The 25980-nt window shown below is 56.6% G+C and carries 29 protein-coding genes; 21 read left to right on the plus strand and 8 right to left on the minus strand.

The window, feature by feature from the left end; all coding sequences use genetic code 11:
• Positions 1 to 139: 139 nt before the first annotated feature.
• The 4 genes from lldR (at position 140) to yniD (ending at position 2772) form a co-directional block, all read left to right on the plus strand.
• On the plus strand, positions 140 to 907 hold the full coding sequence (gene lldR / locus PO881_RS04365; protein ID WP_280172509.1) for a transcriptional regulator LldR: 768 nt from the start codon (positions 140 to 142) through the stop codon (positions 905 to 907).
• Positions 904 to 2094 (plus strand): FMN-dependent L-lactate dehydrogenase LldD, encoded by a 1191-nt coding sequence (gene lldD, locus PO881_RS04370; protein WP_101762491.1) that lies wholly within the window; start codon positions 904 to 906, stop codon positions 2092 to 2094. The genes lldR and lldD overlap by 4 nt, the downstream gene beginning before the upstream one ends.
• Before the next feature lie 62 nt (positions 2095 to 2156).
• Positions 2157 to 2585: an OsmC family protein gene (locus PO881_RS04375; protein ID WP_101762490.1), complete on the plus strand. Its 429-nt coding sequence runs from the start codon at positions 2157 to 2159 to the stop codon at positions 2583 to 2585.
• Between the two features lie 79 nt (positions 2586 to 2664).
• Positions 2665 to 2772: a small membrane protein YniD gene (gene yniD, locus PO881_RS04380; protein ID WP_021507251.1), complete on the plus strand. Its 108-nt coding sequence runs from the start codon at positions 2665 to 2667 to the stop codon at positions 2770 to 2772.
• Positions 2773 to 2886: 114 nt separating this feature from the next.
• Here yniD and PO881_RS04385 read toward each other — a convergent pair whose 3' ends face one another.
• Both PO881_RS04385 and PO881_RS04390 read right to left on the minus strand, forming a co-directional pair.
• Entirely contained in the window at positions 2887 to 3120 is a 234-nt protein-coding gene (locus PO881_RS04385; RefSeq protein ID WP_110867781.1) for a hypothetical protein, read from the minus strand.
• 111 nt (positions 3121 to 3231) lie between these two features.
• Positions 3232 to 3402, minus strand: a complete 171-nt coding sequence (locus PO881_RS04390; RefSeq protein ID WP_007887091.1) for a hypothetical protein — start codon at positions 3400 to 3402, stop codon at positions 3232 to 3234.
• A gap of 212 nt (positions 3403 to 3614) precedes the next feature.
• Between PO881_RS04390 and PO881_RS04395 the strand changes: the two genes are divergently transcribed.
• Positions 3615 to 3782 (plus strand): hypothetical protein, encoded by a 168-nt coding sequence (locus PO881_RS04395; protein WP_167391189.1) that lies wholly within the window; start codon positions 3615 to 3617, stop codon positions 3780 to 3782.
• Positions 3783 to 3819: 37 nt separating this feature from the next.
• On the opposite strand, the gene PO881_RS04400 is transcribed toward PO881_RS04395, so the two are convergent.
• The gene (locus PO881_RS04400) at positions 3820 to 4200 is read right to left on the minus strand and encodes a helix-turn-helix domain-containing protein (protein WP_192415363.1); all 381 of its coding nucleotides are present in this window, start codon (positions 4198 to 4200) and stop codon (positions 3820 to 3822) included.
• A gap of 99 nt (positions 4201 to 4299) precedes the next feature.
• On the opposite strand from PO881_RS04400, the gene PO881_RS04405 reads away from it, so the two are divergent.
• Positions 4300 to 5031 (plus strand): SDR family oxidoreductase, encoded by a 732-nt coding sequence (locus PO881_RS04405; protein ID WP_137385239.1) that lies wholly within the window; start codon positions 4300 to 4302, stop codon positions 5029 to 5031.
• A 41-nt stretch (positions 5032 to 5072) separates the two neighbouring features.
• Here the strand turns inward: PO881_RS04405 and PO881_RS04410 are convergent, their stop codons facing one another.
• Positions 5073 to 5720, minus strand: coding sequence for a CPBP family intramembrane glutamic endopeptidase (locus PO881_RS04410; RefSeq protein WP_110867779.1), 648 nt, complete (start codon positions 5718 to 5720; stop codon positions 5073 to 5075).
• A gap of 218 nt (positions 5721 to 5938) precedes the next feature.
• On the opposite strand from PO881_RS04410, the gene PO881_RS04415 reads away from it, so the two are divergent.
• The 3 genes from PO881_RS04415 to PO881_RS04425 all read left to right on the plus strand — a co-directional run bounded on the left by PO881_RS04415 (position 5939) and on the right by PO881_RS04425 (position 9663).
• Positions 5939 to 8527, plus strand: coding sequence for an EAL domain-containing protein (locus PO881_RS04415; RefSeq protein WP_280172510.1), 2589 nt, complete (start codon positions 5939 to 5941; stop codon positions 8525 to 8527).
• A gap of 347 nt (positions 8528 to 8874) precedes the next feature.
• A complete protein-coding gene (locus tag PO881_RS04420) occupies positions 8875 to 9174 on the plus strand; it encodes an I78 family peptidase inhibitor (RefSeq protein WP_101762485.1) in 300 nt (99 codons plus the stop codon).
• A gap of 171 nt (positions 9175 to 9345) precedes the next feature.
• Entirely contained in the window at positions 9346 to 9663 is a 318-nt protein-coding gene (locus PO881_RS04425; RefSeq protein WP_280172874.1) for a hypothetical protein, read from the plus strand.
• Positions 9664 to 9675: 12 nt separating this feature from the next.
• On the opposite strand, the gene PO881_RS04430 is transcribed toward PO881_RS04425, so the two are convergent.
• Positions 9676 to 9927: a biofilm development regulator YmgB/AriR family protein gene (locus tag PO881_RS04430; RefSeq protein ID WP_101762483.1), complete on the minus strand. Its 252-nt coding sequence runs from the start codon at positions 9925 to 9927 to the stop codon at positions 9676 to 9678.
• Positions 9928 to 10319: 392 nt separating this feature from the next.
• Between PO881_RS04430 and PO881_RS04435 the strand changes: the two genes are divergently transcribed.
• Positions 10320 to 11624 carry a multidrug efflux MFS transporter gene (locus PO881_RS04435; RefSeq protein ID WP_280172511.1) on the plus strand — a complete coding sequence of 435 codons (1305 nt, stop codon included), beginning with the start codon at positions 10320 to 10322 and terminating at the stop codon, positions 11622 to 11624.
• Here the strand turns inward: PO881_RS04435 and PO881_RS04440 are convergent.
• On the minus strand, positions 11563 to 14643 hold the full coding sequence (locus PO881_RS04440) for a beta-galactosidase (protein ID WP_280172512.1): 3081 nt from the start codon (positions 14641 to 14643) through the stop codon (positions 11563 to 11565). The genes PO881_RS04435 and PO881_RS04440 overlap by 62 nt on opposite strands.
• A 253-nt stretch (positions 14644 to 14896) precedes the next feature.
• Here PO881_RS04440 and PO881_RS04445 point away from each other — a divergent pair, with 253 nt between their 5' ends.
• The 7 genes from PO881_RS04445 to PO881_RS04475 all read left to right on the plus strand — a co-directional run bounded on the left by PO881_RS04445 (position 14897) and on the right by PO881_RS04475 (position 21413).
• Positions 14897 to 15037 (plus strand): hypothetical protein, encoded by a 141-nt coding sequence (locus PO881_RS04445; protein ID WP_167391187.1) that lies wholly within the window; start codon positions 14897 to 14899, stop codon positions 15035 to 15037.
• Between the two features lie 313 nt (positions 15038 to 15350).
• Positions 15351 to 15605, plus strand: coding sequence for an anti-adapter protein IraP (gene iraP / locus PO881_RS04450; RefSeq protein ID WP_277974578.1), 255 nt, complete (start codon positions 15351 to 15353; stop codon positions 15603 to 15605).
• 102 nt (positions 15606 to 15707) lie between these two features.
• Positions 15708 to 16010 (plus strand): PsiF family protein, encoded by a 303-nt coding sequence (locus tag PO881_RS04455; RefSeq protein WP_101762479.1) that lies wholly within the window; start codon positions 15708 to 15710, stop codon positions 16008 to 16010.
• A 287-nt stretch (positions 16011 to 16297) separates the two neighbouring features.
• On the plus strand, positions 16298 to 17821 hold the full coding sequence (locus PO881_RS04460; RefSeq protein ID WP_101762478.1) for a sodium:solute symporter family protein: 1524 nt from the start codon (positions 16298 to 16300) through the stop codon (positions 17819 to 17821).
• Position 17822: 1 nt separating this feature from the next.
• Positions 17823 to 18596 (plus strand): glucosamine-6-phosphate deaminase, encoded by a 774-nt coding sequence (locus PO881_RS04465; RefSeq protein ID WP_280172513.1) that lies wholly within the window; start codon positions 17823 to 17825, stop codon positions 18594 to 18596.
• Complete coding sequence (locus PO881_RS04470; RefSeq protein ID WP_280172514.1) at positions 18589 to 19758, plus strand: amidohydrolase family protein; 1170 nt, start codon at positions 18589 to 18591, stop codon at positions 19756 to 19758. The genes PO881_RS04465 and PO881_RS04470 overlap by 8 nt, the downstream gene beginning before the upstream one ends.
• A 125-nt stretch (positions 19759 to 19883) precedes the next feature.
• On the plus strand, positions 19884 to 21413 hold the full coding sequence (locus tag PO881_RS04475) for an FAD-dependent oxidoreductase (protein ID WP_280172515.1): 1530 nt from the start codon (positions 19884 to 19886) through the stop codon (positions 21411 to 21413).
• A 183-nt stretch (positions 21414 to 21596) separates the two neighbouring features.
• On the opposite strand, the gene proC is transcribed toward PO881_RS04475, so the two are convergent.
• Entirely contained in the window at positions 21597 to 22409 is an 813-nt protein-coding gene (gene proC, locus PO881_RS04480; RefSeq protein ID WP_110867772.1) for a pyrroline-5-carboxylate reductase, read from the minus strand.
• 147 nt (positions 22410 to 22556) lie between these two features.
• Between proC and PO881_RS04485 the strand changes: the two genes are divergently transcribed.
• On the plus strand, positions 22557 to 23000 hold the full coding sequence (locus PO881_RS04485) for a YaiI/YqxD family protein (protein ID WP_008106050.1): 444 nt from the start codon (positions 22557 to 22559) through the stop codon (positions 22998 to 23000).
• Here PO881_RS04485 and PO881_RS04490 read toward each other — a convergent pair whose 3' ends face one another.
• On the minus strand, positions 23001 to 23693 hold the full coding sequence (locus tag PO881_RS04490) for a DUF2076 domain-containing protein (RefSeq protein WP_101762473.1): 693 nt from the start codon (positions 23691 to 23693) through the stop codon (positions 23001 to 23003).
• Between the two features lie 283 nt (positions 23694 to 23976).
• Between PO881_RS04490 and aroL the strand changes: the two genes are divergently transcribed.
• From aroL to PO881_RS04505, 3 genes are all read left to right on the plus strand, one after another.
• Complete coding sequence (gene aroL / locus PO881_RS04495) at positions 23977 to 24501, plus strand: shikimate kinase AroL (protein ID WP_110867770.1); 525 nt, start codon at positions 23977 to 23979, stop codon at positions 24499 to 24501.
• Positions 24502 to 24609: 108 nt separating this feature from the next.
• Positions 24610 to 24801, plus strand: coding sequence for a YaiA family protein (locus tag PO881_RS04500; RefSeq protein ID WP_192236728.1), 192 nt, complete (start codon positions 24610 to 24612; stop codon positions 24799 to 24801).
• Between the two features lie 356 nt (positions 24802 to 25157).
• Positions 25158 to 25910, plus strand: a complete 753-nt coding sequence (locus tag PO881_RS04505) for an IclR family transcriptional regulator (RefSeq protein WP_280172516.1) — start codon at positions 25158 to 25160, stop codon at positions 25908 to 25910.
• Positions 25911 to 25980 lie beyond the last annotated feature (70 nt).

The following is a 25980-nucleotide window of genomic DNA, read 5'->3' on the forward strand; positions in this document are numbered from 1 at the left end:
CACATAACATGAAAAATCTCACCTGTTTCGTTGCATCGAAATAACAAAGCATTAACCATTCTCCTCCATCAAGCCCGCCCTGCTGCATTTTGGTCCTACCAATGCAGCATCGTGGGGGAGCCTTTCTCAGGATAATGCGATGACCGAAAATACGCTGCGGGCGCGGCTCTGCGCCTGGATTACCGAGCATCAGCTGGAGCCGGGTATGCGGCTGCCGTCCGAACGCGCGCTGGCGGCCGAGTTCGGTTCGTCGCGATCGTCACTGCGCGAGGCGATTCAGCAACTGATCAGCAGCGGCGTGTTGATCAGTAAACGCGGTGGCGGCACCTGGCTGCGTCAGCCGCAGCAACCGTGGTCGGAACAGCGCATCGTAGAGCCGATTCGCCAGCTGCTGGCTGAAGATCCCGATTATCGCTACGACATCCTTGAAGCGCGTCACGCAATAGAGGCCAGCACCGCATGGCACGCGGCGTTGCGCGCCACCGAAGCCGATAAAGAGCGACTGGCTTACGCCTTTGATGCGCTGCTGAAGATTAAGCAGAGCGACGATGCCGATCTCGCGGCGCAGGCCGATCTGCGTTTTCATCTCGCTATCGCCGAAGCCTCGCACAACGTAGTGCTGCTGCAGACCATGCGCGGCTTTTTCGATCTGCTGCAATCCTCGGTGCTGCATAGCCGTCAGCGCATGTATACCCATCCGGTGATTTTTAATCGTCTTAACGAACAGCATCAGGCGATGTTTGATGCGGTGATGGCCGGTGACGCGGAAACGGCGCGCCAGGCGGCGATGGATCATCTCGACTTTGTTCACACCACTATGAAAACCCTGCATGAAGATGAGGCGCGCCAGACGCGCATTACGCGTCTGCCGGGCCACCAACCTCAGCACAAGGAAAATAACGGATGATCATTTCTGCTGCCAGTGACTATCGCGCCGCGGCGCAACGCATCTTGCCACCGTTCTTGTTTCACTATCTGGATGGCGGCGCTTACGCCGAGCACACGCTGAAGCGCAATGTCGCCGATCTCTCCGACGTGGCGCTGCGCCAGCGCGTGCTGAAAAACATGTCGGCGTTGAGCCTCGAAACGAAGCTGTTCAACGAAACCCTGTCGATGCCGGTGGCGCTGGCGCCGGTCGGCTTGTGTGGCATGTATGCGCGACGCGGTGAAGTGCAGGCGGCGCGCGCGGCGGCGCTGAAAGGCATTCCGTTTACGCTCTCAACCGTGTCGGTTTGCCCCATTGAAGAAGTGGCGCCGGCCATTAATCGTCCGATGTGGTTCCAGCTCTATGTGCTGCGCGATCGCGGCTTTATGCGCAACGCGCTGGAGCGCGCCAAAGCCGCCGGCTGTACCACGCTGGTGTTCACTGTCGATATGCCGACGCCGGGCGCACGTTACCGTGATGCGCACTCCGGCATGAGCGGCCCCAATGCGCCGCTGCGTCGTTACTGGCAGGCGGCAACCCATCCGCAATGGGCGTGGGATGTCGGTTTACATGGCCGTCCGCACGATCTCGGCAACATCTCCACTTATCTTGGTAAACCGACCGGGCTGGAAGATTACATCGGCTGGCTGGCGAACAATTTCGATCCGTCGATTTCCTGGAAAGATCTGGAGTGGATTCGTGAATTCTGGGATGGCCCGATGGTGATTAAAGGCATTCTCGACGCGGAAGATGCGCGCGATGCGGTGCGATTTGGTGCCGATGGCATTGTGGTGTCGAATCACGGCGGGCGTCAGCTGGACGGCGTGCTGTCGTCGGCGCGCGCGTTGCCGGCAATTGCCGATGCGGTGAAAGGCGATATTACCCTTCTCGCCGACAGCGGGATTCGCAGCGGGTTGGATGTGGTGCGGATGATCGCCCTCGGAGCCGACAGCGTGCTGCTGGGACGCGCATTTGTCTATGCGCTGGCAACGCACGGTCAGCGCGGCGTTGAAAATCTGCTCAACCTGATTGAGAAAGAGATGAAAGTGGCGATGACGCTGACCGGCGCGAAATCGATCAAAGAGATTACGCAGGCTTCGCTAGTGCAGGCTAACGCGCTGTTGAGCGAGGCGGGCTTGAGTCCGGCGCGTCCACGCGCGGTGAGCTAATCCAGCAGAATGAGTCATGTTGTCTATACTCAATAGCTGTCGAACACAACAGGAGGAATGACATGACCATTCATAAGAAAGGATCGGCCCATTGGGAAGGCGATATTAAAGGCAAAGGTACGGTAAGTACCGAAAGCGGCGTGTTGAGCAATCAACCGTACGGTTTCAATACCCGTTTTGAAGGCCAGAAGGGCACCAACCCGGAAGAGCTGATTGGTGCTGCACACGCCGCTTGTTTCTCAATGGCGTTGTCATTGATGTTGGGCAATGAAGGGCATCCGCCAACAAGCATTGATACCACCGCGGATGTGTCGCTGGATAAAAAGGGCGACGGTTTTGCCATCACCAAAATCGCGCTGACCAGCGCCATCGTCTTACCGGGCATTGATGACGCGAAGTTTGATGAGATTATCCAGAAAGCCAAAGCGGGCTGCCCGGTTTCTCAGGTACTGAATGCTGAAATCACGCTCGACTACACGCTGAATAAATAATCGCCCAAATGGGTGACCAGCGTTAGAATCAACGGTGCGCCTTAGGGCGCATCGTTGCTTTCTGTCGTCTGGAGGATGCGTGGCAAAAAAACTGGCTGCAACCAAACACTGGAAAATGATCGTGGTGCTGTTGTGCATCTGCGGGGCGTTGATGCTGATTCGCTGGGCGGCGATGATATGGGGATGAAAGAGTGGATCAGCAGCCACAAGCTTGGCGTGTTGGTGATGGTGATTTTGGTGCTGGAGTTACTGCACTACCTGCTCACGGCGTCATGGTTCCCATGGCAGATTGGCTAATCAATCAGGCGTACTCACCGTCTGTCTGGCGTACGTTACGCGCACTGCTGCGCGCAATGCGATACGCCTTGCGTGGATCGCCCGCCACGAACTCAAACGTGGGCGAGAAATAGAATGGCAGCCAGCCGCCGAAGCCGCTTTCCCATTCCCAACGTACGGGGCAGGGCCAGAGAATGCCATCATACAAAATGTAATAAACCCAGCGTCCGTTTGGACGACGGGGGCGAGATGTTTTCATTGGATTCACAACGATGATAGTGAAAAGCAGCTTATATTTTGAACGCTACAACCCATTCTTGCAATGCCGTTTGGCTACTATTTGCGCAACTTTAATCAAGCTGGCACCGAATTAACGGTGCACTTCGCCACAAAGTAAGACCACATTTGGCCGCACTTTATGGATGCGATCGGCCATCTGCTCACAGGCCACTTTGGTCGGATAGATACGCTCCGAAACCGGTAAGGCATCACAGGCATCATGCCCACACGCGCTCACTAATAAAACAAAACCAATCAGCATAATCAGACTCCTTTAACACCTTCTCGCTGGTACGGAATGTGTGGCTGGTCGTTCCCTTTTTTGATCCAGTATAGCTAAACGCGTTGAGAGTCAATTATCACCCTGAGCGGCTTTCTTGTCCGGCTCGCAAGATTATACGCATCGCAGTGCGCAACCGTAGCTCAATCTGGGCTAAACTATGCGGCCCTGATAAAAACGATGAGTGAGTTAACATGTCGAACGAAATTGCCCAACCAGCCAGCAGCCCAAAACAAGCCGCCTTGCAACTGGTGATTGAACTGGTGCGCGCGGGAAAACTGAGCCCGCTGCACGGTGATGCTTCCAACATGATTTCTATCTACGAACAGTTCAAAAATCATTTCGAAGCGGAAAAAGAGTAATTTTTGTGCCAGCGGTCGCCATGAATGAATGGCGGCCCTAGGCGATCTCATCCGTGTGGGTGCGGTCGTACTCTTCCTGCGCGCGTTCCAGTGATGGACCGTGCTCCAGCGCCCAGTCATACAACGCGACAAACGGTTGTTGCAGCGTCTGTGCCAGCGGCGTCAGGCTGTATTCCACACCGATCGGCGCGGTGTTCAGCACTTCGCGATTCACAAGCCCATTACGCTCCAGCCGCTTTAACGCATCCGCCAACGCTTTGTGAGTGATGCCATCCAGCCGACGACGAATCTCGTTAAAACGCGACGGCTTAGTACAAAGCACGGTGAGAATTAAAATCGACCATTTATTGGTGATGTGCTCCAGTACCGGCCGGGTTTTTCCTACATCTCTCAAGCTGTTACCGTCGATCTCTGCCATGGCGATATACTCCGCGATATCTGGTATAAATGAAGTGCGTAATTGTTATTAAGTATAAAATATATACCATCAGCTTTCTACCCAAACAGGAGAGAGCAGATGAGCAGACTGGATAACAAAGTGGCAGTGGTACTGGGCGGCGCAAAAGGAATTGGTCTGGCAATCAGCCAGCGTTTTGCCAGTGAGGGCGCTACCACCTGGTTTACCTCGCGCCGTGACGAGGAGTTACAGACCGCCAGCAGCAGCATCAGCGGCAACGCGCATCCGCTGCGTGCCGATGTGAGCCAGCAGAGTGAATTGACGCGCATTATTGAAACGATCACGCGTGAATCCGGCCAGCTGGATGTGTTGGTGATCAACGCTGGGATGGCGGAGTACGCCACCATTGATGAGATTAGCGCTGAGCATTTTGATCACATCTTCGGCCTCAATGTGCGCTCGCCGGTGTTTGCTCTGCAGGCCGCGTTGCCGCTGCTGAAGCCCGGCGCCAGCGTGGTATTGATTGGTTCGATTGCCGATGTGATTGGCACCGAAGGTTACGGCGTTTACAGCGCCAGTAAAGCCGCGCTGCGATCCTTTGCCCGTACCTGGACGCGTGAGCTCTCTGCGCGCGGCATCCGCATTAACGTGGTGGCGCCTGGCCCGATCGATACCGATATGATGCGGGCGGCTTCTGAAGAGGTGCGCAACGGCATCACCAGCACTATTCCGCTCAGCAGAATGGGCAAGCCCGAAGAGGTGGCCAACGTCGCGCTGTTCCTCGCCAGTGACGAAAGCAGTTACATCGCGGGCGCAGAAATCTGTGTGGATGGCGGTTTGACACAGGTGTAAGCATCATACATAGCCATCTCAGGATGGCTGTTTTGCTTTGGTCAGGCGAAATACCAGGCGGGCAGGATAGCGATTAAATTGTTCAGCGTGTGCAGGAAAATCGGTAGCGCCAGGCTGTTGCTGCGCAGGCGCGCGTAGCACAGCAGCATGGAAAACAGCGTTAAGGCAACCAGCGTTTCCCAGTGCACATATTGGGTATGCATCGCGGCGAACAGCAGGGAGGTGAGCAGCATGCAGGCCAAACGGCTTCTCGGCGCCCACAACAGAAAACCTTGCAGTAAAAATCCCCGGAACAGCACTTCTTCAAACACCGGCGCCAGCAGCACGGCGGTGAGCAGCAGAATCAACATCGAGCTGCGTCCCTGCTGCGATTGCGCAATCAGCCAGCCTTCGGGTTGCAGAAACTGCGTCTGCGCCACCATCAAAGCAAACAGCAAACCTATAAACAGCAGCGCCTGCATTGGACGCACAAAGCCCAGCGGAATGTCGCTGCGACGCTGACAGTAAAAACGGTACAGCGGATAGATCACCGCAAACTCCACCAGGCAAAGCACCGGCATCAGCAAGCCGTTGGTACGCAGCATCCCGTAATTGGGAAACAGCGTAACCAGCATGGTCACAAGGTAATAGACCACAAAGCTACCCACGTAGAACAGCGTTAACGTAACTTTGTCGGATTGGGTGTCCATAGGCGACTCAGCGAGCAGAGGAGAGCGCATAGTAGCAACGCCGATCATCCCTGTCGAGGTGGCGTGCTGCACATTTGCGCTGCTCAAATATTCCACCAACAAGACTAAATCTGCGGCGCTCGGGGCCGATAACCGATCAAACCCTACAGGGTGGAGATGTGCGCAGTCTGCGTTGTCATCCGCCTTTTTTTGCTGCCTGTATTCTACGAGCAATGCGCATGAATTCTGAGTTTCACCGGCACACGGCACTGGCCGCCAGGACCAATATGGAAGCACACACGGTAAGGCTGACGCGGCGCAGTCTGCGCACCTTATCCTCGCTGCTGTTTGGCGTGCTACTTCTCTCTGTGGTGATGGTGCTGGTTATCGCCCATCGACAAAACACCGACTCAATCCAGCAGGATGCCAATCTGATGCGTCAGGCGTGGCAGCAACAGCAGCAACAGATGCTCGTCGATGCGCGCGATTATGCTAACTGGGGCGAAGGCTGGAAAAACCTGCATCTGACGGTCAATAAGGTTTGGGCGTGGGACGAAGAGAACTTTGGTCCGGGGCTTTACAAGGAGTATCACTACGACGGCGTGTTCGTGGTCGATGGCAATGGGAAAACCCGCTATGCGGTGATTAACGGTGAATTATCAGATGCTTCGATTGAGAGCTTGTTAGGCGCACAAAGCAACGTACTGCTAAGCGAGGCGCGCTCACGGCATGACGCCGTTGCAGGCAATGCGCTGGTGGAGAGTAACCCGGCGATCGTCGTGGCCGCACCGATTACGCCGGGCAAAGGACAGGATTTGCCGACGATGCCCGGCCCCGCTTCGGTCATGGTGTTCGTTAACATTTTCACGCCACAAAAACTGCAAACGCTGGGCACATCCCTGAATGTGATTGAGCCGCGCATCGCCAGCGATCTAAACGATGCGCTGTTTGAGCCACGGCTGGTGGAGCCGGTGCTGCAGGGCGAACCCCTGGTGCTGCGCTGGCAGCCGAAAAATCCCGGCTTCGGCGTGATGTGGCTGATGATGCCGCTGCTGCTGTTCACCGCGCTGGCGGTGGCGCTGGTGACGCGTCGCGTGCTGCGGCATGCACTGCACAACGCGGTAATCTCCGATCGTCGCTTTGAAATGCTGGCGATCAGTCAGCGTGAGTTGGCCAACAGCGAAGAGCGTTTTCGCGATCTGGCGGAAGCCGCGTCGGACTGGATTTGGGAAGTCGACGCACAGGGCCGCCTCTGTTATCTCTCGTCGCGCTTTGCTGCGGTGACCGGCCATGAAGTGAAAAGCTGGATTGGACGTCCGCTCGATCAACTGCTGAGCCATCCCAGCCATTCGCTGGTCTCCTGGCTGATGCGTCAAGGCGAAGAGGTGAAACCTGTGCCGCTGCGCTGCCAGTTTATGTCGGCCAACGGCGAGCGCCGCATTGGGCAGTTAATGGCGAAAGCCATTCGGCGTAATGGCTTGCGCTCGGGTTTTCGCGGCACGGTGTCGGATATCACTCATGAAGTGGACGCCGAAGCGCGCATTCAGTTTCTGTCACGTCATGACATGCTGACCGGCCTCGCGAACCGCATGCAGCTGCAGGAGTATTTAACCGCGTATCTGGAGTGCGTCAGCGCGGATGATCCGCTATTTGTCATCAGTTTCGATCTCGATCAGTTCAAACCGATCAACGACACGTGGGGCCACGCGGTCGGTGATGACGTTCTGAATGAGATCTCGACACGGCTGAAAAGCTTGCTGGCGCCGAATGAACTGGCGGCCCGGCTCGGCGGCGATGCCTTTATTTTGCTGCTGCGCGAAAGCACGCGGGCGGGTGTGGAATATCGCTGTCGTGCGCTGCAGCGCATGGTGCATCAACCGATCATCAGCGGATCGCATCAAATCAGCCTCACCGCCAGCATGGGCATCGTATCAGCACCGCAGGATGCGGCTCAGCCGGAAGCGCTGTTACGCCTGGCCGATATTGCGCTGGCTCAGGCGCGCAGTGCCGGACGCGATCGGTGGGTTTGGTACTCCACCGATATGGCGAACCATCTGCAGTCAAAACGCGACATGGTGCAGGCGATTGAAGGCGCGCTGCACAATCACGCCTTCACGCTGCATTACCAGCCGCGCTATCAGCTGCAAAGCGGGCAGATGGCTGGCGCTGAAGCGCTGATTCGCTGGCAGATAGCCGACGACCAATGGATCACACCCGATCGCTTTATTCCGTTAGCGGAAGAGAACGGCCTGATCGCTGCGATCAGCGATTGGGTGCTGATGCGCGCATGCGTGGACGCCCGCGACTGGGGCGAACAGCGCTATGTTTCCGTGAATATTTCGCCGGTGGAGTTTCGTAATAACGATCTGGTGCAGCGCGTGGCGCATGCGCTGGAGGTGAGTGGATTACCGGCCACACGGCTGGAGCTGGAGATCACCGAAAACGTCACTTTTGAGAATCCGGATCGCGCATTGGAGATCATGCAAGGCCTGCGCGCGCTCGGCGTGCGGCTGACGGTGGATGATTTTGGTACTGGCTATGCGGCGTTGGGCTATCTGAAAACTTTCCCGTTCAACGGTTTGAAGATCGATCGTTCATGGATGAAGGAGTTCCCGGAATCGCAGCAGGCGCAATCGGTGGTGGCGGGGATTGTCGGTCTGGCTCGCGCGTTTGCGCTGACCATTACCGCAGAAGGGATTGAAACCGAAGCACAGCTAAAGGCGCTGAAAGCGCTGTCGTGTGAAGAAGGGCAGGGATATGTCCTTGGCCGACCCATGTCGCTGGCCGCCTTTAATGCGCGGTTACAGGAAGAGGAAACCGTCAATTGATTTTGCACACATTGTAGCGGCGCAATGCATTGCGTGATAAATCGCGCCGCTACGAAATGTGCGCGGCTTTTTAACGCACTCTGATCGCAACAAACGTCATCAGAGCGGCGAAGCCAACAAAAATCACCAGTTCCATCATTGCCTCCTCGCTAAGAAAATTCTTAGTTAATTGTAGTGGCTGGCGGATTGATTTTTAGACAGTGCGTGCGATTAATCCTAACTTTTGAGAGGAAGATCGCCCTTTTGAGCTGATTAGTGCGACCAATCTGCTGTAAAAATTTCCGTTTCACGGTCACGCTTTGCTACTCTCAAAAACCGGTTGTCTATTTATCCAGGAGGAGAAACTTGTGACCCATTATGGAAAAGCGCTACTGGTAACGGCCTTTTTTGCCCTGACCGCTTGCCAGTCAGCCAGCAAACCTGACGCCAGCGCGGCTGCCAGCCACGATCCGGAAACCGATCAGTGCGGCGCATCGCAATACCAAAACTACGTTGGTCAGCCATTATCGACGCTCGACAACAAACGCTTCGCGGTGCCCGTGCGTGCTATTCCGTGGAATTCAGCGGTAACGATGGATTTCAATCTGCGTCGGATAAATTTCGCGGCGGATCAAAGCGGTAAAATTTCCCGGGTGTACTGCGGATAACAAAAAAACGACATTGCATTGTCATCTGGCTGTCACAGCGCCGGGCGAGGATAACTGCGCACTACGGAGATTTCCTCGTCACTCTCGAATATGCAATGTTCGTCTTATTTCTTCCCGCTGCGGCGGGAATTTTTTTATCTTTCGGCCTGCAAGGCTGATGGAGGAGTGATGATGAGAACGCGTGGAAAATTGCTGCTGTTAACGCTGTTGTTGAGTCCGCTGGCGCAGGCGTCGAGCGAAGCCGCATGGCAGCAGAACGACAAAAATATGCAGCAAAGCTGTCTCAAGGCCAGCGGCCTGAAGACAGCAAAAGTGGTGGGTAAGCCGATTCAGTATGATGACAGCGTGGGCTTTGATGCGCTGCTGCTGGAAGGTCGCTATCCGCAAAAGCACATGAAAAATCAGGTCGGACGCGAACTCTGCCTGTACCAGCGTCAAAGCGGCAAGGCATTTGTCAGCGAAGCCGACCATCTGCGTGCGATAAAATAGTGGCGTGGGCCGCTATTTCTGCGGCCCCGATTCCAGCAGTTTTGCCAGTAAGTTGCGGTAGCTCTGCAGCTGCTGTTCATCCCCTTCAAATTCCAGCTTATCAATCACGCGCGCAATAATCGCTTTGCTGGTGGCAGGCTGTCCGTCATCCATCAGTTCGCGCATGATCGCCGCTAACATGTCGCTCTCATGCGGTGCATGCCAGGCTGGGCTATTGAAGTAGTCGGTAATCGCCCGACTGGCGCTGTTTGGCTGGGTTCTCATAGCTGACCTCCGCAGAGACAACGATGCCCACCGCCGGATAATGGCAGCATGGGGAAATTGGGTTTAATCATGCGGACTGCCCAGAACAGACAGCGCGTCGCCAGTGATAACTGGTGGTTTTTTAAACATAGATGCGGTGTGGAATATTGTCAGTAACGTGTAGACATATTTTTTCACGTTTGCCTGCCATTGCGATGCGCTTATCTTGCGGCAGGCAGGGTTTCAGCACATAAAGACACTAAAAAACGGCCTTCAGACATGATTTGCTGTGAGCAGAATCACGCTCGACAGTGTAAAACTGCGTTTTTTCGCCCATGCCATGTTTTGCCGTCCGGTAATGTTATGAGATTGTTAGACTGAACCTTCGTTTCATTCTGCTGATGCCCACGCCCATGTTACGCTCCATCGAGTCCTGGAAAGTTAATCTGATATCTGTTTGGTTTGGCTGCTTTTTTACCGGCCTTGCTATCAGTCAGATCATTCCCTTCCTGCCGCTGTATGTGGAAGAACTCGGGATTCGTGGCGGTAACGCGCTCAGCGTCTGGTCTGGACTCACCTTCAGCGTCACCTTCATTGTTTCTGCCGCCGTCGCGCCCTTGTGGGGCAGCCTTGCTGACCGTAAAGGGCGCAAGCTAATGCTGCTGCGCGCCTCTTTCGGCATGGGCGCGGTGATTCTGCTGCAGGCGTTTGTCACTCAGGCGTGGCAGCTGTTGCTGTTGCGCGCGCTGATGGGCCTTACGTCCGGCTACATTCCCAATGCGATGGCGCTGGTGGCGGCGCAGGTACCGCGCGAACGCAGCGGCTGGGCGCTAAGCTGTGTTTCCACCGGGCAAATCAGCGGCGTCATTCTCGGGCCGATGATTGGCGGTTTGCTTGCGGACTGGCTCGGTTTACGCATGGTGTTTATCGTCACCGCCGTGCTGCTGATGGTGAGCTTTCTCGTCACCTTATTTCTGATAAAAGAGACCGGTTATACGCCGGTTAGCAAGCAGGACAAGCTGAGCGGGCGCGACGTGTTTCGCACCCTCGATAATCCGCGCTTAATGATCTGCCTGTTCTTCACCACCATGGTGATTCAGATGTGCAACGGCTCGGTGAACCCCATCCTGACGCTGTTCGTGCGCGAGCTGGCTCCGAATGCGCAGAACATTGCGTTTCTCAGCGGGGTGATCGCCGCGCTGCCGGGCGTATCGGCGCTGATCTCCGCGCCACGGCTGGGTAAACTCGGCGATCGTATTGGCACGCAACGCATTCTGCTCGCCACTATGATGGTTTCATTATTGCTGCTGGTGGCGATGTCGTTCGTCACCAGCGCGACGCAGTTGGGCGTGTTGCGTTTCCTGTTGGGGTTTGCCGATGGTGCCATGATGCCGGCGGTGCAAACGCTGCTGGTGCGGCATTCACGCGATAACGTCACCGGGCGCATTTTCGGCTACAACCAATCGTTTATGTACTTGGGTAACGTGGCGGGTCCGCTGCTGGGCGCGGCGGTATCGGCGGCAACCGGCTATCGCTGGGTGTTCTTCGCCACGGCGATGGTGGTGATGGTTAACGTGATCTTCCTGCGCCGCTTCTATCGTCGGCCGAAAACCACGCTGACTCCACCTTTGAGCCAGCGTGAAACCGCAGAAAAACTTACTGACGCAACGTCAGCGCGTAGTGCCAGCGCTGCTGAGAAAGCAAAAACTCCGGGCTAACGCTTGGGCTCCATGAATCATCACCGCCGACGCCCATGTGGAAGCCATCGAGGTGCAGCCAGCACCCATCCTCTTGCTGCAATAAGTGGCGATGCGAGGTGGCACGCAGCTGTTCAAGGCTGAAGCGACTGAGCGAAAAGGCGAAGTCGCCGCTCACCTGCAAGCCATTGCTCTGTAACTGACGCGTGCCGCAGCGCAAACCATTTTCACCGGGGAACACATACGCGGTGCTGAGCGCTGCCAGCGGCAGCTGCCAGCGCGAGAACTGCGCCGCCAGTTGGCGATCCGGATAGTTCTCGTGCGGGCCCAAACCGAGCCAGCTCACCTGCTGCGGCGACTTCGCCAGTTGGCAGCGCAGCCCGATGCGTGCCGGCGCCGGCAGACCGGGCGCCTGTTCCACATTGACGCTAATGGACAACTCACCGTTAGCATTAATTTGATAGCGTTTGTGGCTGGTGAAAGCCAGCTGACCGTTGGCCAGCCACTGATGCCAGGTTTCAATCAGCACGCTGTGTTTCAGGCTATCGACCTGCATATCCACCAGCACCGCTTGCAACTCATCGTAGCCCGCACGTTTCCAGCGCTCGACCCACGCATTGGGATCAACATTGGCAGCTTCGCTGGTGCCGATATCGTTATCAATCGGCGCACGAATAAAGCACTCCTGCAGCGGCGTGATCAGCGTTTCTTCATCATCAACAAACCATTGCACCAGCTCGCCACTGCGGCGCGAGAAGTGCCAGCGCTGCTGCGGCACAACCACCGCCACCAAATCGTGATTGGCGATCAGTTCCGGCGCGGTGGCACCGATCTCCACAACGCGCACCGGCAGCGCAGCGGGCAGCGGCCACTGATCCCAGGCGACGCGCGCATCCGCTTCGGACCACGGCGTGGCGTTGATTTGATGCACCGCCAGATTCAGCCACGCGTTGCCCTGCAAATCTTCACTGGCGGGCAGCGTAAAGGTCTGGCTGCCTTGAGCGGCGAGATCGAGCGGCAATTCACCGCTGGCGATGGCAACGCCATCCTGCTCGATTGACCAGCGCAGCACTTCGTTATCGCTGCGGCGGAACAGATATTCGCTGCTGACGGTAAAGCGATACGGCTCGTTAGCGTCCCGCTGAAACTGGAAGAACTGCTGCGCGCGCTGGGCTTCAAACAGCGCCGGATGCGGTGAGCGGTCGGCAAAAACCAGCCCGTTCATGCAGAACTGGCGATCGTTCGGCGTATCGCCAAAATCTCCGCCGTAGGCTTGCCAGGCTTCACCGTTGTCGTCGTAGCGCGTCAGGCTTTGATCGACCCAATCCCAGACGAAGCCGCCCTGCAAGCGCGGGAACTGGCGGAAGGCTTGCCAGTATTTCGCGAAACCGCCAAAGCTGTTGCCCATCGCGTGGGCGTATTCACACAGAATCAATGGCCGCGTCTCGCCCGGCAAACCAATCCACTTTTTCAGCGACCACTTTGGCACCGCCGGAAAAGGCTGATCCTGATCGACGCGCGCGTACATCGGGCAGACGATATCGGTGGCGGCGGTGTTGGCGCCGCCGCCTTCGTACTGCACCGGACGCGTCGGATCGCTGCTTTTCACCCAGTGATAGAGCGCATCGTGCGTGCTGCCGTGACCTGATTCGTTGCCCAGCGACCAGATAATAATGCAGGCATGATTGCGGTCGCGCTGCACCATGCGCGTGACGCGCTCGCTGTAGGCGGCGAACCAGCGCGGATCGCTGGAGAGGCGATTCATGGGCTGCATACCGTGCGTTTCGATATTCGCCTCATCCACCACATACAAACCGTATTGATCGCACAGGCGATACCACAGCGGATGATTGGGATAGTGCGCGCAGCGTACCGCGTTGAAGTTGTGGCGCTTCATCAGCTCGATATCGCGGCGCATGCTGGCTTCATCCGCCACCTGACCGTGTTCCGGGTGATGTTCATGGCGGTTCACACCACGAATCAGCAGCGGCTTGCCGTTGAGGCACAATTGGCCCTGTTCAATGCTGACGCGGCGGAAACCGACGTCGTAAGCTTCGGCTTCGAGCACGGCACCGTTTTCATCCAGCAGCGTCACCACCGCGCGATAGAGATGCGGCGTTTCGGCGCTCCACAGTTGCGGCTGGTTGACCGGCAAAATCAGCAGGGCGCGTTCGGGATAATGACCGCGCTCGTCGATAATCGCACTGCCGGGTGCCTGTTCCTGCTCACCAATGCAGCTGTCGCCGCGCCACAAACTGACGCGCAATCGGCACTGCGCGGGCTGACGATCGCCGGCGTGGATCTTGACGCTGACACGCAGATCGCCGCGCAGGTATTCCGGGCTCAGCGCGGTTTCAATCTGCACATCGGCCAACTGCGTCTCCGGCTTATGCAGCAAGCTGACATCACGGAAGATGCCGCTCATGCGCCACATATCCTGATCTTCCAGATAGCTGCCATCGCACCAGCGCAGAACCATCACGGCTAAGCGGTTCTGGCCGGGCTGCAAGGCGTGAGTAAGATCAAACTCGGCGGGCAGGCGGCTATCCTGCGAATAGCCGATCCACTGGCCGTTACACCACAGGAAAAAGGCCGAATTTACGCCGTCGAAGATAATGCGCGTCTGGCCCTGTTGTAGCCAGCTAGCATCCACTTTGAATGTGAGCGAGTAGCATCCAGTAGGATTCTGTTGCGGCACCAAAGGTGGCGTGACCGGAATCGGATACTGCACGTTGGTATAAATTGGCGCGTCAAAGCCGTGCAGCTGCCAGTTTGCGGGCACCGGCAGCGCATCGGCGCCAGGCAAATCCTGCAGCAGCCAGCTTTGCGGTACCGCTTCCGGCTGCGTGAAGTAGCTGAAGCTCCATTGGCCGTTCAATAGCTGGCGCGAAGGCGAAGGGCGGTCATCGCGCGCGCTGATTTCGTCGCGCCAGCTGGCAAACGGCGGATGCGCATCTAGTCGATTAAGGCTGGTGATCACCGGATTTTCCCAGTCACGGCGCGCCAGAATTTCACTCAGGGAGACAGCAGATAAGCTCATGATGAGATCTCATTTATTGTAATGCGCTCACATTGCGTGAAATCGCACCGGCTGTAAAGCGATCAACCACGATTTTGCGCAGCGCGTTGGCAGCAATCTATGCCACCCGTGCAATGCTTTTGCCGCTTTAGTGCCAGTAAATTGTTAAGCGTGGTGAGCAGAGATGAATAGCGCCGGGTTGCGGAGGATTCTGTATTGTCGTGCCCGATGCGGCCTCATACACTCAGCCCGATTTCACCATTTCGAGGTAATTATGGTCCGTATGATTAAAATGGCCGCAGTTGTGGCATTGGTCACCGCGCTGAGCGGTTGTATTTTCCCACCTCCGGGTGGCGGCGGTTGGGGCGGCGGCCATGGTGGCGGTCCGGGACGAGGATTTATGGGGCCGCATTAATACCCATCATAATTCAGGCTGCAGGTGCGTTGGCTGCGTGCATTCACCTTCAGTCACTTACTGAAGTAAGCTCCTGAGGATGATTGCACTTGCCGCCTTCCTGCACCTCGAATTATTCAGGGCATAGGTGAGCGAAACGTTTCAATAAATCTTTGAACGTCCAGTGAAACGTTTCGCTATTAACTATTGAAATCTAGCCGGTTTTTTTATTCTGCCGTTTGGCTGTTTTTTCTCTAAAACGGCTTAAAAATCCTTGTTGTTTTATTCAGCGCAATGCTAACGTCTGTTTTTCTTCTCTCATTGAGCTTGTCGCATGAAAAACCTGATTGCGGAACTCCTTCTAAAGCTGGCTGAAAAAGAAGAAGAGTCTAAAGAATTAGTGGCTCAGGTTGAGGCATTAGAAATCGTGTTAACCGCGATGTTGCGCAAACTGGATCCTGATCAATTCCACGACATTGAGGCCGCTATTAAATTAGCCATGCCGCCCGTCGCCCCCGCGGCTGAAACGCCCGATACCACCATGCTGCGTAATTACGTAGAGAAGTTGCTGCATCATCCGCGCGTATAATGGCTATCGCCTGTTTTTGCAGGCAATTGTCATTATCGATTTCTCGTATTTGCTTATTCCGTGCCATGCTTAGAGAGCAATAATGCTACGGAGAATCCGGTAATGAAATCGTGTCTTTTGGCAATAATGACAGCAGGCTTGCTGATTGCAGGCGGAGCGAGTGCGGCAGAGAAAACCGCACAGCAGGAAAAAATGACCCAGTGTAACCAGAGCGCCGGTACACAAAATCTGAAAGGCGATGCGCGTAAAAGCTTTATGAGTGACTGTCTGAAAAAAGACAGCAAAATAGGCAGTATGACGCCGCAACAAATGAAGATGAAAACCTGTAATGCTGATGCGAGCGATAAAAAGCTCACCGGCGATGCACGTAAAACGTTTATGAGTTCGTGCCTGAAGAAAAGCTGATTTAATTAGCGATAATCGTCGCCGTTTTTAAATCACTCATGCGTGAAAAGGAATAAGGGTTCATGTTTAGCGTGAACCCTTTTTTTATTGCTGTAAGCTGCGGCGCAGACATATTCAATTTTACTTATCACGTCAGAGGAAAAACTCATATCAGGATCCTCATCACAAAACCGCACCGATAACGCTGCCAGGATGCTTTAGTCCTAAATGATGACTAATTATTCCATCCGCTCAATCCCCGCGAAGCCAGAGCGTTCGTTGGGCAGCCTTTACCTGTGGAGTCTGCTATGAATGTGCTTGATTATGCTGTGATGGCGCTTTATGCGCTGATGATTGTGGCTATAACCTTGTGGGCGATGCGCAAGGTGGGCAGCACGCGTGATTTCTTTGCGGCTGGCGGCAAAATGCCGTGGTGGCTGTCGGGCGTGTCGCATCATATGTCAGGATACAGCGCGGCGGTGTTTGTCGCCTATGCGGCGGTGGCTTACAACATGGGCATCACCATCTATTTTTGGTGGGCGTTTCCCATCGCGATTGCGGTGTTGATAGGTTCACGCCTGTTTGCGCCGCGCTGGGCGCGCTTGCGCATCTATATGAACATCGAATCGCCGATGGAATATCTCGCTACGCGCTACAACTTGCCAACGCAAATGGTGCTGGCGTGGAGCGGGGTGCTGCTGAAAACTTTTGACGTCGGCGCGAAGTGGGCGGCAATTGCGGTGATCATCAACGTCTTTACCGGACTTGATCCGCTGATTGGCATCTGCGTTTCCGGCGCGCTGAGTTTGTTTTACACCGTGATGGGCGGATTGTGGGCGGATGCCTGCAACGACTTCGGCCAGTTCGTGGTGCAATTTGTGGCCGCGATTGTGATGGTGGTCGCGGTGGCGGTGCATCTCGGCGGATTTGCTGAGCTGTTCACCATCTGGCAGCGTTTGCCGCCAACCCATACCCAGATTATTCAGGAGCCGTACAGCATCGGCTTTATTCTCGCCTATTTCGTCATCTACACGCTGAGCTACAACGGCGGCACCTGGAATCTGGCGCAGCGCTTTATAGCCGCGCCCGCCGGCCGCGATGCACGCAAAGCGGCGCGCCTCTCCGCCGCGCTCTATCTCATCTGGCCGCTGATTCTGTTCTGGCCGATGTGGGCTGCGCCGCTGCTGTTTCCCAATCTTAGCGATCCCTCGCGCTCTTATTCGATGATGGCGATGGAGCTGCTGCCGAATGGTTTAGTGGGTTTGGTGCTGGTGGCGATGTTTACTCACACGCTGTCGATGACCTCGTCGGATGCCAACGCCATTACGGCGGTGGTGACGCGCGATATCCTGCCCGGCATGCTGCCGAAACACTTTCAGCGCGGTAAAAGCTCGCTGCTGGTGGCGCGGCTCACCGCTTTTATCTTCATTATCACCACGCTGGTGATTGCCATGAACGCCAGCCACTTCGGCGGCGTGCTGTCGCTGCTGATCATCTGGTTTGGCGGCTTAGTCGGCCCGATCTCCATTCCCATGCTGCTGGGTTTGCTGCCGGCATTTCGTCGCAGCGGCAGCGCCGCCGCGCTGGTGAGTTGGGCGATCGGCGTCGGCACTTTCTTCTGCGTGAAATTTGTCTTTACCGATGTCAGCACCGCCACCGTGGTGGCTGCGCCGGTGATGTCCTCGCTGGTGCTGTTTGTGGTGATGGGCTGGTTACGCCGCGCGCCGGTGCGCCCGGAAGTAGATCAGCTGCTGAACGCACTCAATCAGGATCAGGATGCGCCTGCCGCACAGCGCTGGGCGCATAAAAGCAACGTCTCTCAGGAGGGATAATATGACGCTCTTACAACAGGGAACCCGAGATCGCTTACGGATCAAACGCTTCGCCAGCCGCGCGGCATTAGGTGCGGCTGCGGCGCAGGATGTGGCCGCGTTTCTGCGTCAACGGCTGAGTGAACAGCATGTGGTGCGCATGGTGTTTGCCGCCGCGCCCTCGCAAAACGAGTTTCTCGCCGCGCTGATTGCGGCAAAGGATATCGACTGGTCGCGTATTCACGCTTTCCATATGGACGAGTACATCGGGCTGGAGACGGATGCGCCGCAGCGTTTCAGCCACTTTTTACGCCAGAAGCTGTTTGATAGGGTGCAGCCTGGTGAAGTCCATCTGCTTCCCTCTTGCGGCGATCCTGCCGCGATCTGTGCGGATTACGCGGCAAAACTTACCGCTGCACCGATTGATGCGGTGTGCCTTGGCATTGGCGAGAACGGCCATTTAGCCTTCAACGATCCGCCGGTGGCCGACTTCAACGATCCTTTCTCCGTTAAGGTGGTGCAGCTGGATAATGCCTGCCGCCAGCAGCAGGTCAACGATGGCTGTTTCGCCAGTTTCGAGGCGGTACCGACGCATGCCATGACGCTAACGATTCCCGCTTTGATGAGTGGTGCGCGGCTGTTCTGCATGGTGCCGGGTGCGAGCAAACGCGCGGCGGTGCGCGCAACGCTTGAGGATGCGATCTCCACCGCGTGTCCGGCGACGTGTCTGCGCCAGCATGCCGATTGTACGCTCTATACCGACAGCGATGCCTGCCCGGAGGTGACCTTTGACTAACCTCATTTTGCGCGGTCGCGATTACCGCACGCTGCAACCGATTGAGCTGGAGATTGAGCACGGCACCATCATTGATGTGCGCGCGCTGAATGAACTGGAAGAGGAGATCATCCTCGCGCCGGGCTTGGTCGATCTGCAGGTCAACGGCTTTCAGGGCGTCGATTTCAACCACTTTCCTTTTAGCGAAGAGGATGTGCTGCACGCCACGCGCGCGCTGTGGCAGCAGGGCGTCACGAGCTTTCTGCCAACGGTGATCACCGCCATGCCGGAGGAAATTGCGCAGGCGATGCAGCGACTCGCCAGCGCCCGCCAGCAGCATCCTGACGTGGCACGCGCCGTTCCGGGGTTTCATCTGGAAGGACCTTTCTTGTCGCCTGAAGATGGGCCGCGCGGTGCGCATCCGCGCGAGGCGATTCGCGCACCGGATATCGCACTGTTCGACAGCTGGCAGCAAGCCGCGCAGCAGCATATTCGCCTGCTCACGCTGTCACCGGAATGGCCGCACAGCGATGCGCTGATCAAACATTGTGTGGCGCAGCAGGTGCGCGTCGCCATTGGGCATACGTCCGCCACGCCAGCGCAAATTCACGCGGCGGTTGACGCGGGCGCCACGCTCTCCACCCATCTCGGCAACGGCGCGCATCTGCAACTGCCGCGTCATCCCAATTACATCTGGCAGCAGCTGGCGGAAGATGCGCTGACGGCCACGTTGATTGCCGATGGCGATCATCTGCCGGCGGACGTGTTGAAAGTGTTCCTGCGTGCCAAAGGCGAGCAGGCGCTGCTGGTCAGTGACGTCACCTCGTTCGCCGGGCAGCCGCCGGGCATCTACGACACCGCGATTGGCGGCCGCGTGCAGCTTAGCGCCAGCGGACGCCTGAGCATTGCTGATGCGCCGCAGCTGCTGGCGGGATCGGCGCGTGGTTTGCTGGAGGGCGTGAATTTCCTGCTGCGCCATCAGCTGGCGACGCTGGCGCAGGCGATTGAGATGGCGTCTGTTCGTCCGGCGCGGCAGCTCAATCTGCCACAGCAGCAAGGTTTGGCCTGCGGCGCACCCGCCGATGTGCTGCTGCTGGCTGCTCAGGCGGACGGCGGCGTGGCTTTACGCGGCTGTGTGAAGCAAGGCGCTGCCGTATGGCGGGATGGTGAAGATTATCTTTAGCGAATAAACAATAACTTACCTACCGTAGCGCGTTGTCGATGCGGACAAATCACCATGCTTTGCCAGGCTTACTCTTTGTAGGGATTTGCTGATTACCTCAAAAACCACAAGAAAGGAGGCCTAACGTGAGCTATCAAACTGTCGTGGAACTCAAGTCGCTGGCACAGCGCAAACCCACCAAATTTACCGTCGGCGACACCGATGTGGTACTGATTCGTGACGATGAGCGGGTGCAGGCGTTTCAGGCCAAATGCCCGCACGCCGGGGCGCCGTTAGAGCAGGGCGCGGTGTGTGGCGACAAGCTGATCTGTCCGTGGCACAAAGCGGTGTTTCAGCTGCAGGATGGGCAGATGTGCGAGCCGCTGGCGCTGGCGAATCTCAAGCGTTATCCGGTGCGCATCGAACAAGGCAAAGTGCTGGTCAGCCCGCAGGCGATGTCGCCCGCCAGTGCGCCCTCCGCACAAGGCGAGTCACCAGTATGCGTGATTCTCGGTTCGGGCGCGGCGGGAAGTGCGGCGATCTGGACGCTGCGCGATGAAGGTTTTAAAGGGCATATTGTGTTGATCGAGCGGGAATCGGCAGCACCTTACGATCGCACAGCACTGAGCAAATTCGTGCCGTCCGGCAAAATGGCGATTGAGGATGTACCCAGGCTGCTGCAGCAGGATGTGCTGGGTACGGTGGAACGGATTCAGGGCGATGTCGAGCAGCTCAAAGCGCTTGAGCAAACGCTGATCCTTAAAGGCGGCCAGCAGGTGAAGTTTGACCAACTGCTCATTGCCAGCGGCGGCGTGCCGCAACCGCTCGATATACCGGGTAAAGATCTCGACGGCGTGCATCTGCTGCGATCGCTTAATCAGGCCGATGAGTTACTCAAAGAGGTGGATAAAACCGAACAGCTGGTGATTATCGGCAACAGCTTTATCGGCATGGAGATGGCAGGTTCGCTGCGTAATCGTGATGTTGATGTCACGGTGATTGCGCGCCAGCCGCTGCCGTTTGCTAAACAGTTTGGCGAAGAGATTGGCCGCCACTTTTACGATCTGCATCGCAGCAACGGCGTGAAGTTTGTCGAAGGCGATCCCGTGGCGCTGGAAGGCGAGGGCAAAGTCACTGCCGTGCGCCTGAAGAGTGGCAAAAAAGTTGATGCCAGCCTGGTGCTGTTTGGCACGGGCGTGGTGCCGGCGACCTCATTCATCCACGACCTGCCGCTGGAGGACGATGGCAGCTTGCATACCGACAGCCAGCTGCGCGTGGCCGATAACATCTGGGTGGCCGGTGATATCGCCAGTTATCCGTCGGTGCAGGGCCCACAACGCATTGAGCACTATCGCGTGGCGCACCAGCAAGGGCGCATCGCGGCGCTGAATATGTTAGGGAAACAGATCCTGTATGACCGCTTGCCGTTCTTCTGGACCGCGCATTACGGTACCCGCTATGAGTATCTGGGGCATGCGGAAGAGTGGGACGATTACCGGCTGCTGGGATCGCTACAGAATAAGCAGTTTATCGCTTTCTATTGTCAGGAGGGGATGATTGCGGCGGTGTGTTCTGCCGGGTTATATACGCTGACAGCAGCGCTGGTGCAGGAGATGCAGCAGCCCATGACGCTGGCGCAGGGTATTGCGCTATATGAGGCGTACGCAGCGGCCTGATGCCCTCTCCCACAGGAAGAGGGAGACGCAGCCACATGCTCGATCGGACCCCTCTCCCGCATGCGCGAGTTCGCCACATGCTCGATCCGTTCCCTCTCCCGCTTGCGGGAGTTTGCCACATGCTCGTTCAGTTCCCTCTCCCGCTTGCGGGAGAGGGTTAGGGTGAGGGGCAAAGCGCACCGATCACTGCTTACTCAACGCCTCAGACTTCGCCATACACTGCTGCATCGCATTAATCACCGCGGCGCGGAAGCCTTTCTCTTCCAGCACTTTCACCGCTTCGATGGTGGTGCCGCCTGGCGAGCACACCATATCTTTCAGCTCGCCGGGATGCTTGCCGGTTTCCAGCACCATCTGCGCCGAACCTTTGACCGCCTGCGCCGCAAACTGATATGCCTGCGCACGCGGCATGCCGCCGAGCACCGCCGCATCGGCCATCGCTTCGATAAACATAAACACATAGGCTGGCGCTGAGCCGCTCACGCCAACCACCGCGTGAATCAGGTATTCATTTACCACCGCCGCTTTGCCGAAGCTTTCGAAAATCCCCACCACTTCATCCACTTCATGCGCTTCCACTAGCACGTTTGGCGTCACCGAGGTCATACCTTCGTTGACCAGCGATGGCGTGTTGGGCATCACACGGATGATTTTGCGATCGTGGCCGAGCACCGATGCCAGAGAATCCAGCGTCACGCCTGCGGCGATCGAGACCACCAGCACATCTTTCTTCAGCTGGCCGGCAAGATCTTTCAGCACTTTGAGAATCACATTGGGTTTCACCGCGCCAAACAGAATATCCACTTCGCGCGCCAGACTTTCCACGCTGTCTGCGGCGGTGACGCCATATTGCTGCGCCATCGCCTGATTGGTGGCGGGCTTACGGTCGAATACCCAGATATTGGCGGGGGCGATCTGCCCGCTGTTGACCAGTCCGCTAATGATGGCTTTCGCCATATTGCCGCAGCCGACAAACCCGATTTTTTTATCCAGCATCGCTTTATCCTCTAAGTGGTTCATTTTCTGTGGGGGTAAGCTTACGTCAGCGAGGATTAATAACAAGGCGGGCGGCCAGCAAAAACAGTTGCCATTCTGCCGCAGCACGGCAAGATCAGCCTCATTGTCTGTGAAAAAGGAGTCATCATGTCGATTTGGGTTGATGCCGATGCCTGTCCCAATGTCATCAAAGAAGTGCTGTACCGCGCGGCTGAGCGCACCAAAGTTACCGTGACCTTTGTCGCCAACCAACCGCTGCGCGTGCCGCCGTCGCCGTGGCTGAAAACGTTGCAGGTTGCTGCCGGGTTTGACGTGGCGGATAACGAGATTGTGAAACGGGTGCAGCCCGGCGAGCTGGTGATCACCGGCGATATTCCGCTGGCGGCAGAAGTACTGGAGAAGGGCGCTGCGGCGCTGAATCCGCGCGGAGAGCGTTATTCGACAGACACCATTCGTCAGCGCTTAACCATGCGTGACTTTATGGAAACGATGCGCGCCAGCGGGATTCAGAGTGGCGGCCCGTCGACCTTAAGCCAACGCGACCGCCAACTGTTCGCCAATGAACTGGATAAGTGGTTACGTCAGCGCTGATCAGACGAAGCTATCATCGTCGTCAAAGTCGCCGCCGCTGCCAAAGTCACCGAAATCATTGTTGTCCGCCAGGTTGTTATCCCAGCCCGAGTTATCGTTCAGGAACGCATTGTTGCTGTCGTTGCCGTTAAAGGTGTCGAGGCTGTTATCGACCTGCGGCAGCGCCGGTTCGTTGATGATGTTAACGATCTCTTCCGGCTGAGAATGGTGGAACATGCTGGTCAGCATATCCGCCATCACCACGCCGCCCGCCACGCCAACGGCCGTCTGTAATGCGCCGCCGAGGAAGCCGGTGCCGCGTGCCGCCGGCGCAGCAGATTGCTGCTGCGGAGGCGCATACTGCTGTTGTGGCTGCGGCGGTGGATTCCCCCACGCTGGCTGCTGCTGTGCCGCCGGGCGCGATCCGCCACCAAACAGGCTGGAGAGAAAACCGCCGCTGCTCTGCTGCGGTGCCTGTTGCTGCTGCGCCTGCGCCAGACGATTTTCCAGATCCGTAACCTGCGCATTAAGCTTTTTCAGCGCCGCTTCCTGAATCAGGATCGCCTGCGACATGTAGTAAGGCGCGCCGGGCTGATTCTGTAGATGCTGTTTGATTAACTGCTCTGCGCCAGCATCACGCGGGCCGCTTTGCGTCTCAGCCTGTTTCAGTCGGCTGAACAGGTTTTCAATAAGTTGTTGTTCTTCGCTTTGCATGGGGAACCCTCCGTTAAGGTATTCCTCATATATGAGGGCGCGACCGAAGAAAGTAAATCAGCGGCCTGGTAAGGAAATGTTGGCCGCTGTTACATTTGGCCCGATGCACGATTCATGCATTGTTTTTTGCAGCTTAATCAAACGACTAGCTTAGGATGTGACTGAAATACGCGTAAATCGTGCCTCGCGGGTGGCTGATAAAATAAAATCCAGGTATTATGCGACGCATTATTGACCTGATGACGTTGCCCGTGCGGCACATTACGGCGGAGGATGAGCCCGGATGTCATTACCCATCTATCTGATCGGCGCACGCGGTTGCGGTAAAACCACGGTTGGCCAGGCGCTGTCGCAAGCGCTGGGCTATGCCTTTAACGATACCGATCACTATTTGCAACTCACTACGCAACGCAGCGTGGCGGAGATTGTGGCATCTGAAGGGTGGGATAGCTTCCGCGCCCGCGAAACGGAATCGCTGCGCGCGGTCACCGCTCCGAATACGGTCATCGCCACCGGCGGCGGCATGGTGCTGGCGGAAGTGAATTGTCGCTTTATGCGCGAACACGGCCAGGTGATTTGGCTGAACGCGCCTTCAGACGTGCTGGCCGATCGTCTGGAACATCAGCCGGAAGCAGCGCAGCGTCCCACCTTAACCGGCCGCCCGATTGCCGAAGAGATGGGCGATATTTTGCGGGAGCGTGCTCATTTGTATCGCCAAACCGCGCATCATGAAGTCAACGCGATGCAATCGCCCGATCGCGTAGTAGAGCAAATTCTGCAATCGCTCTCTTTAGCGCGCGCCAGCTAAACCCTCAGATTTCTCTCTGTTTTTTTGCAGCGATCCTCAGTTGTCTATACTTAGCGTTAGGCAGAGGATCACCGCTGTCTGTGGACAACTGATAGAAGAGGGAAAACAATGCCAACGAAACCACCCTATCCGCGCGTCGCGCGTATTGTCGCCGTTGAAAAAGGGTCGGCGGATCAAACCGTCACCTGGTATGAATTACGTGCCGACCATCCCAAACCCGATACATTAATAAGCGAACACAAAAGCGAAACCGAAGCGCAAGATGCCAAAGAGCGCTACGAAGACGCTGATAAAGATTAAGTTTACCCGTCATATTTCAAGCTGCAGGTGCGTTGGCTGCATGTGTTCACCCCAGTCACTTACTTAAGTAAGCTCCTGGGTTTCACCCATTTGCCGTCTCCCTGCAACTTGAACTCTATACGATAAAGAATCTCAGCCGAAAAACTGCAATATTCCAAAAAAGTTACACACTTTCCTGCGGAATATTTAACTCACCTGATTACATCATTTATTTCCCACTTCACGCCGTATTTTATTCTGCCTTAAATTCCCTCAGAAACGTCCGGCTTAAAATTTGCGCTTGACCGTCAAAGCGTCGCGCTTTACTTTCAGGTTATTGAAAGAGGAACTGTGTTCCATATAGTGAAACCAACACCATGACCACACTCGAAAATGCCTCCGCTGTACTGAAGCTGTTTCAGCGCTTTGGCGTGACGCAGGGCCATCCCGGCTTGACCTTTACCGAGGTGGTGGATGCGTTAGGCATGCCGAAAAGCACGGTCTCGCGCCTGTTAGCGACCATGGAGAGTGAAGGCTTACTTGAGCGTGACACTGAAAGTCGCTGCTTCCAGATTGGTCGCGTGCTGCTGTCGGTGGCGGGTCACTATCTGTCGACGCCGCTAGTGGATAGCGCGTCGGCGCCGATGGCGCGCCTGGCGGCCAGCAGCGGTTGCATGGGTTATATCTCGGTGTTGGATGGCGACGATGTGCTGGTGATGCGCATGTATCACGGCCGCTTCTTCACCCAGTTGGTGACGCCGCCGGGCTCGCGCGTTTCATTGACCGGCACTTCGACCGGACGCGTGCTGCTGGCGCAGCTCAGTGATGACGAGGTTCGCGACCGATTTGCCAGCAACTGGCAGGCGGCTTCGATGAACTCGCCACTGAGCGTCGATGCGTTATGCAAAGAGTTAGCGGTAATTCGCCAGCAAGGCTGGGCACTGGCGCGCAATGAGACGCTGCCGGGCATCAGTTCGCTGGCGGTCGCGGTAACCAATAAACATCGCGGTGAAAGTGCCGCGCTCTGTCTCTCGTTTTTATCGCAAGAAGCGGCGCCCGGATATCCGGAGAGGCTGCTCAGCGAACTACGCGCAACGGCTGCACTGATGGCCGAAAAATACGGCGCATAATCCTGTCCAAAACAGGAAACCCTATTTTAGTTTTGAAGGCGTTTATTCGCGCCACACCAGGGAAATAGCA

The organism is Pantoea sp. SS70, from assembly GCF_029866845.1.
GTDB lineage: Bacteria > Pseudomonadota > Gammaproteobacteria > Enterobacterales > Enterobacteriaceae > Pantoea > Pantoea leporis.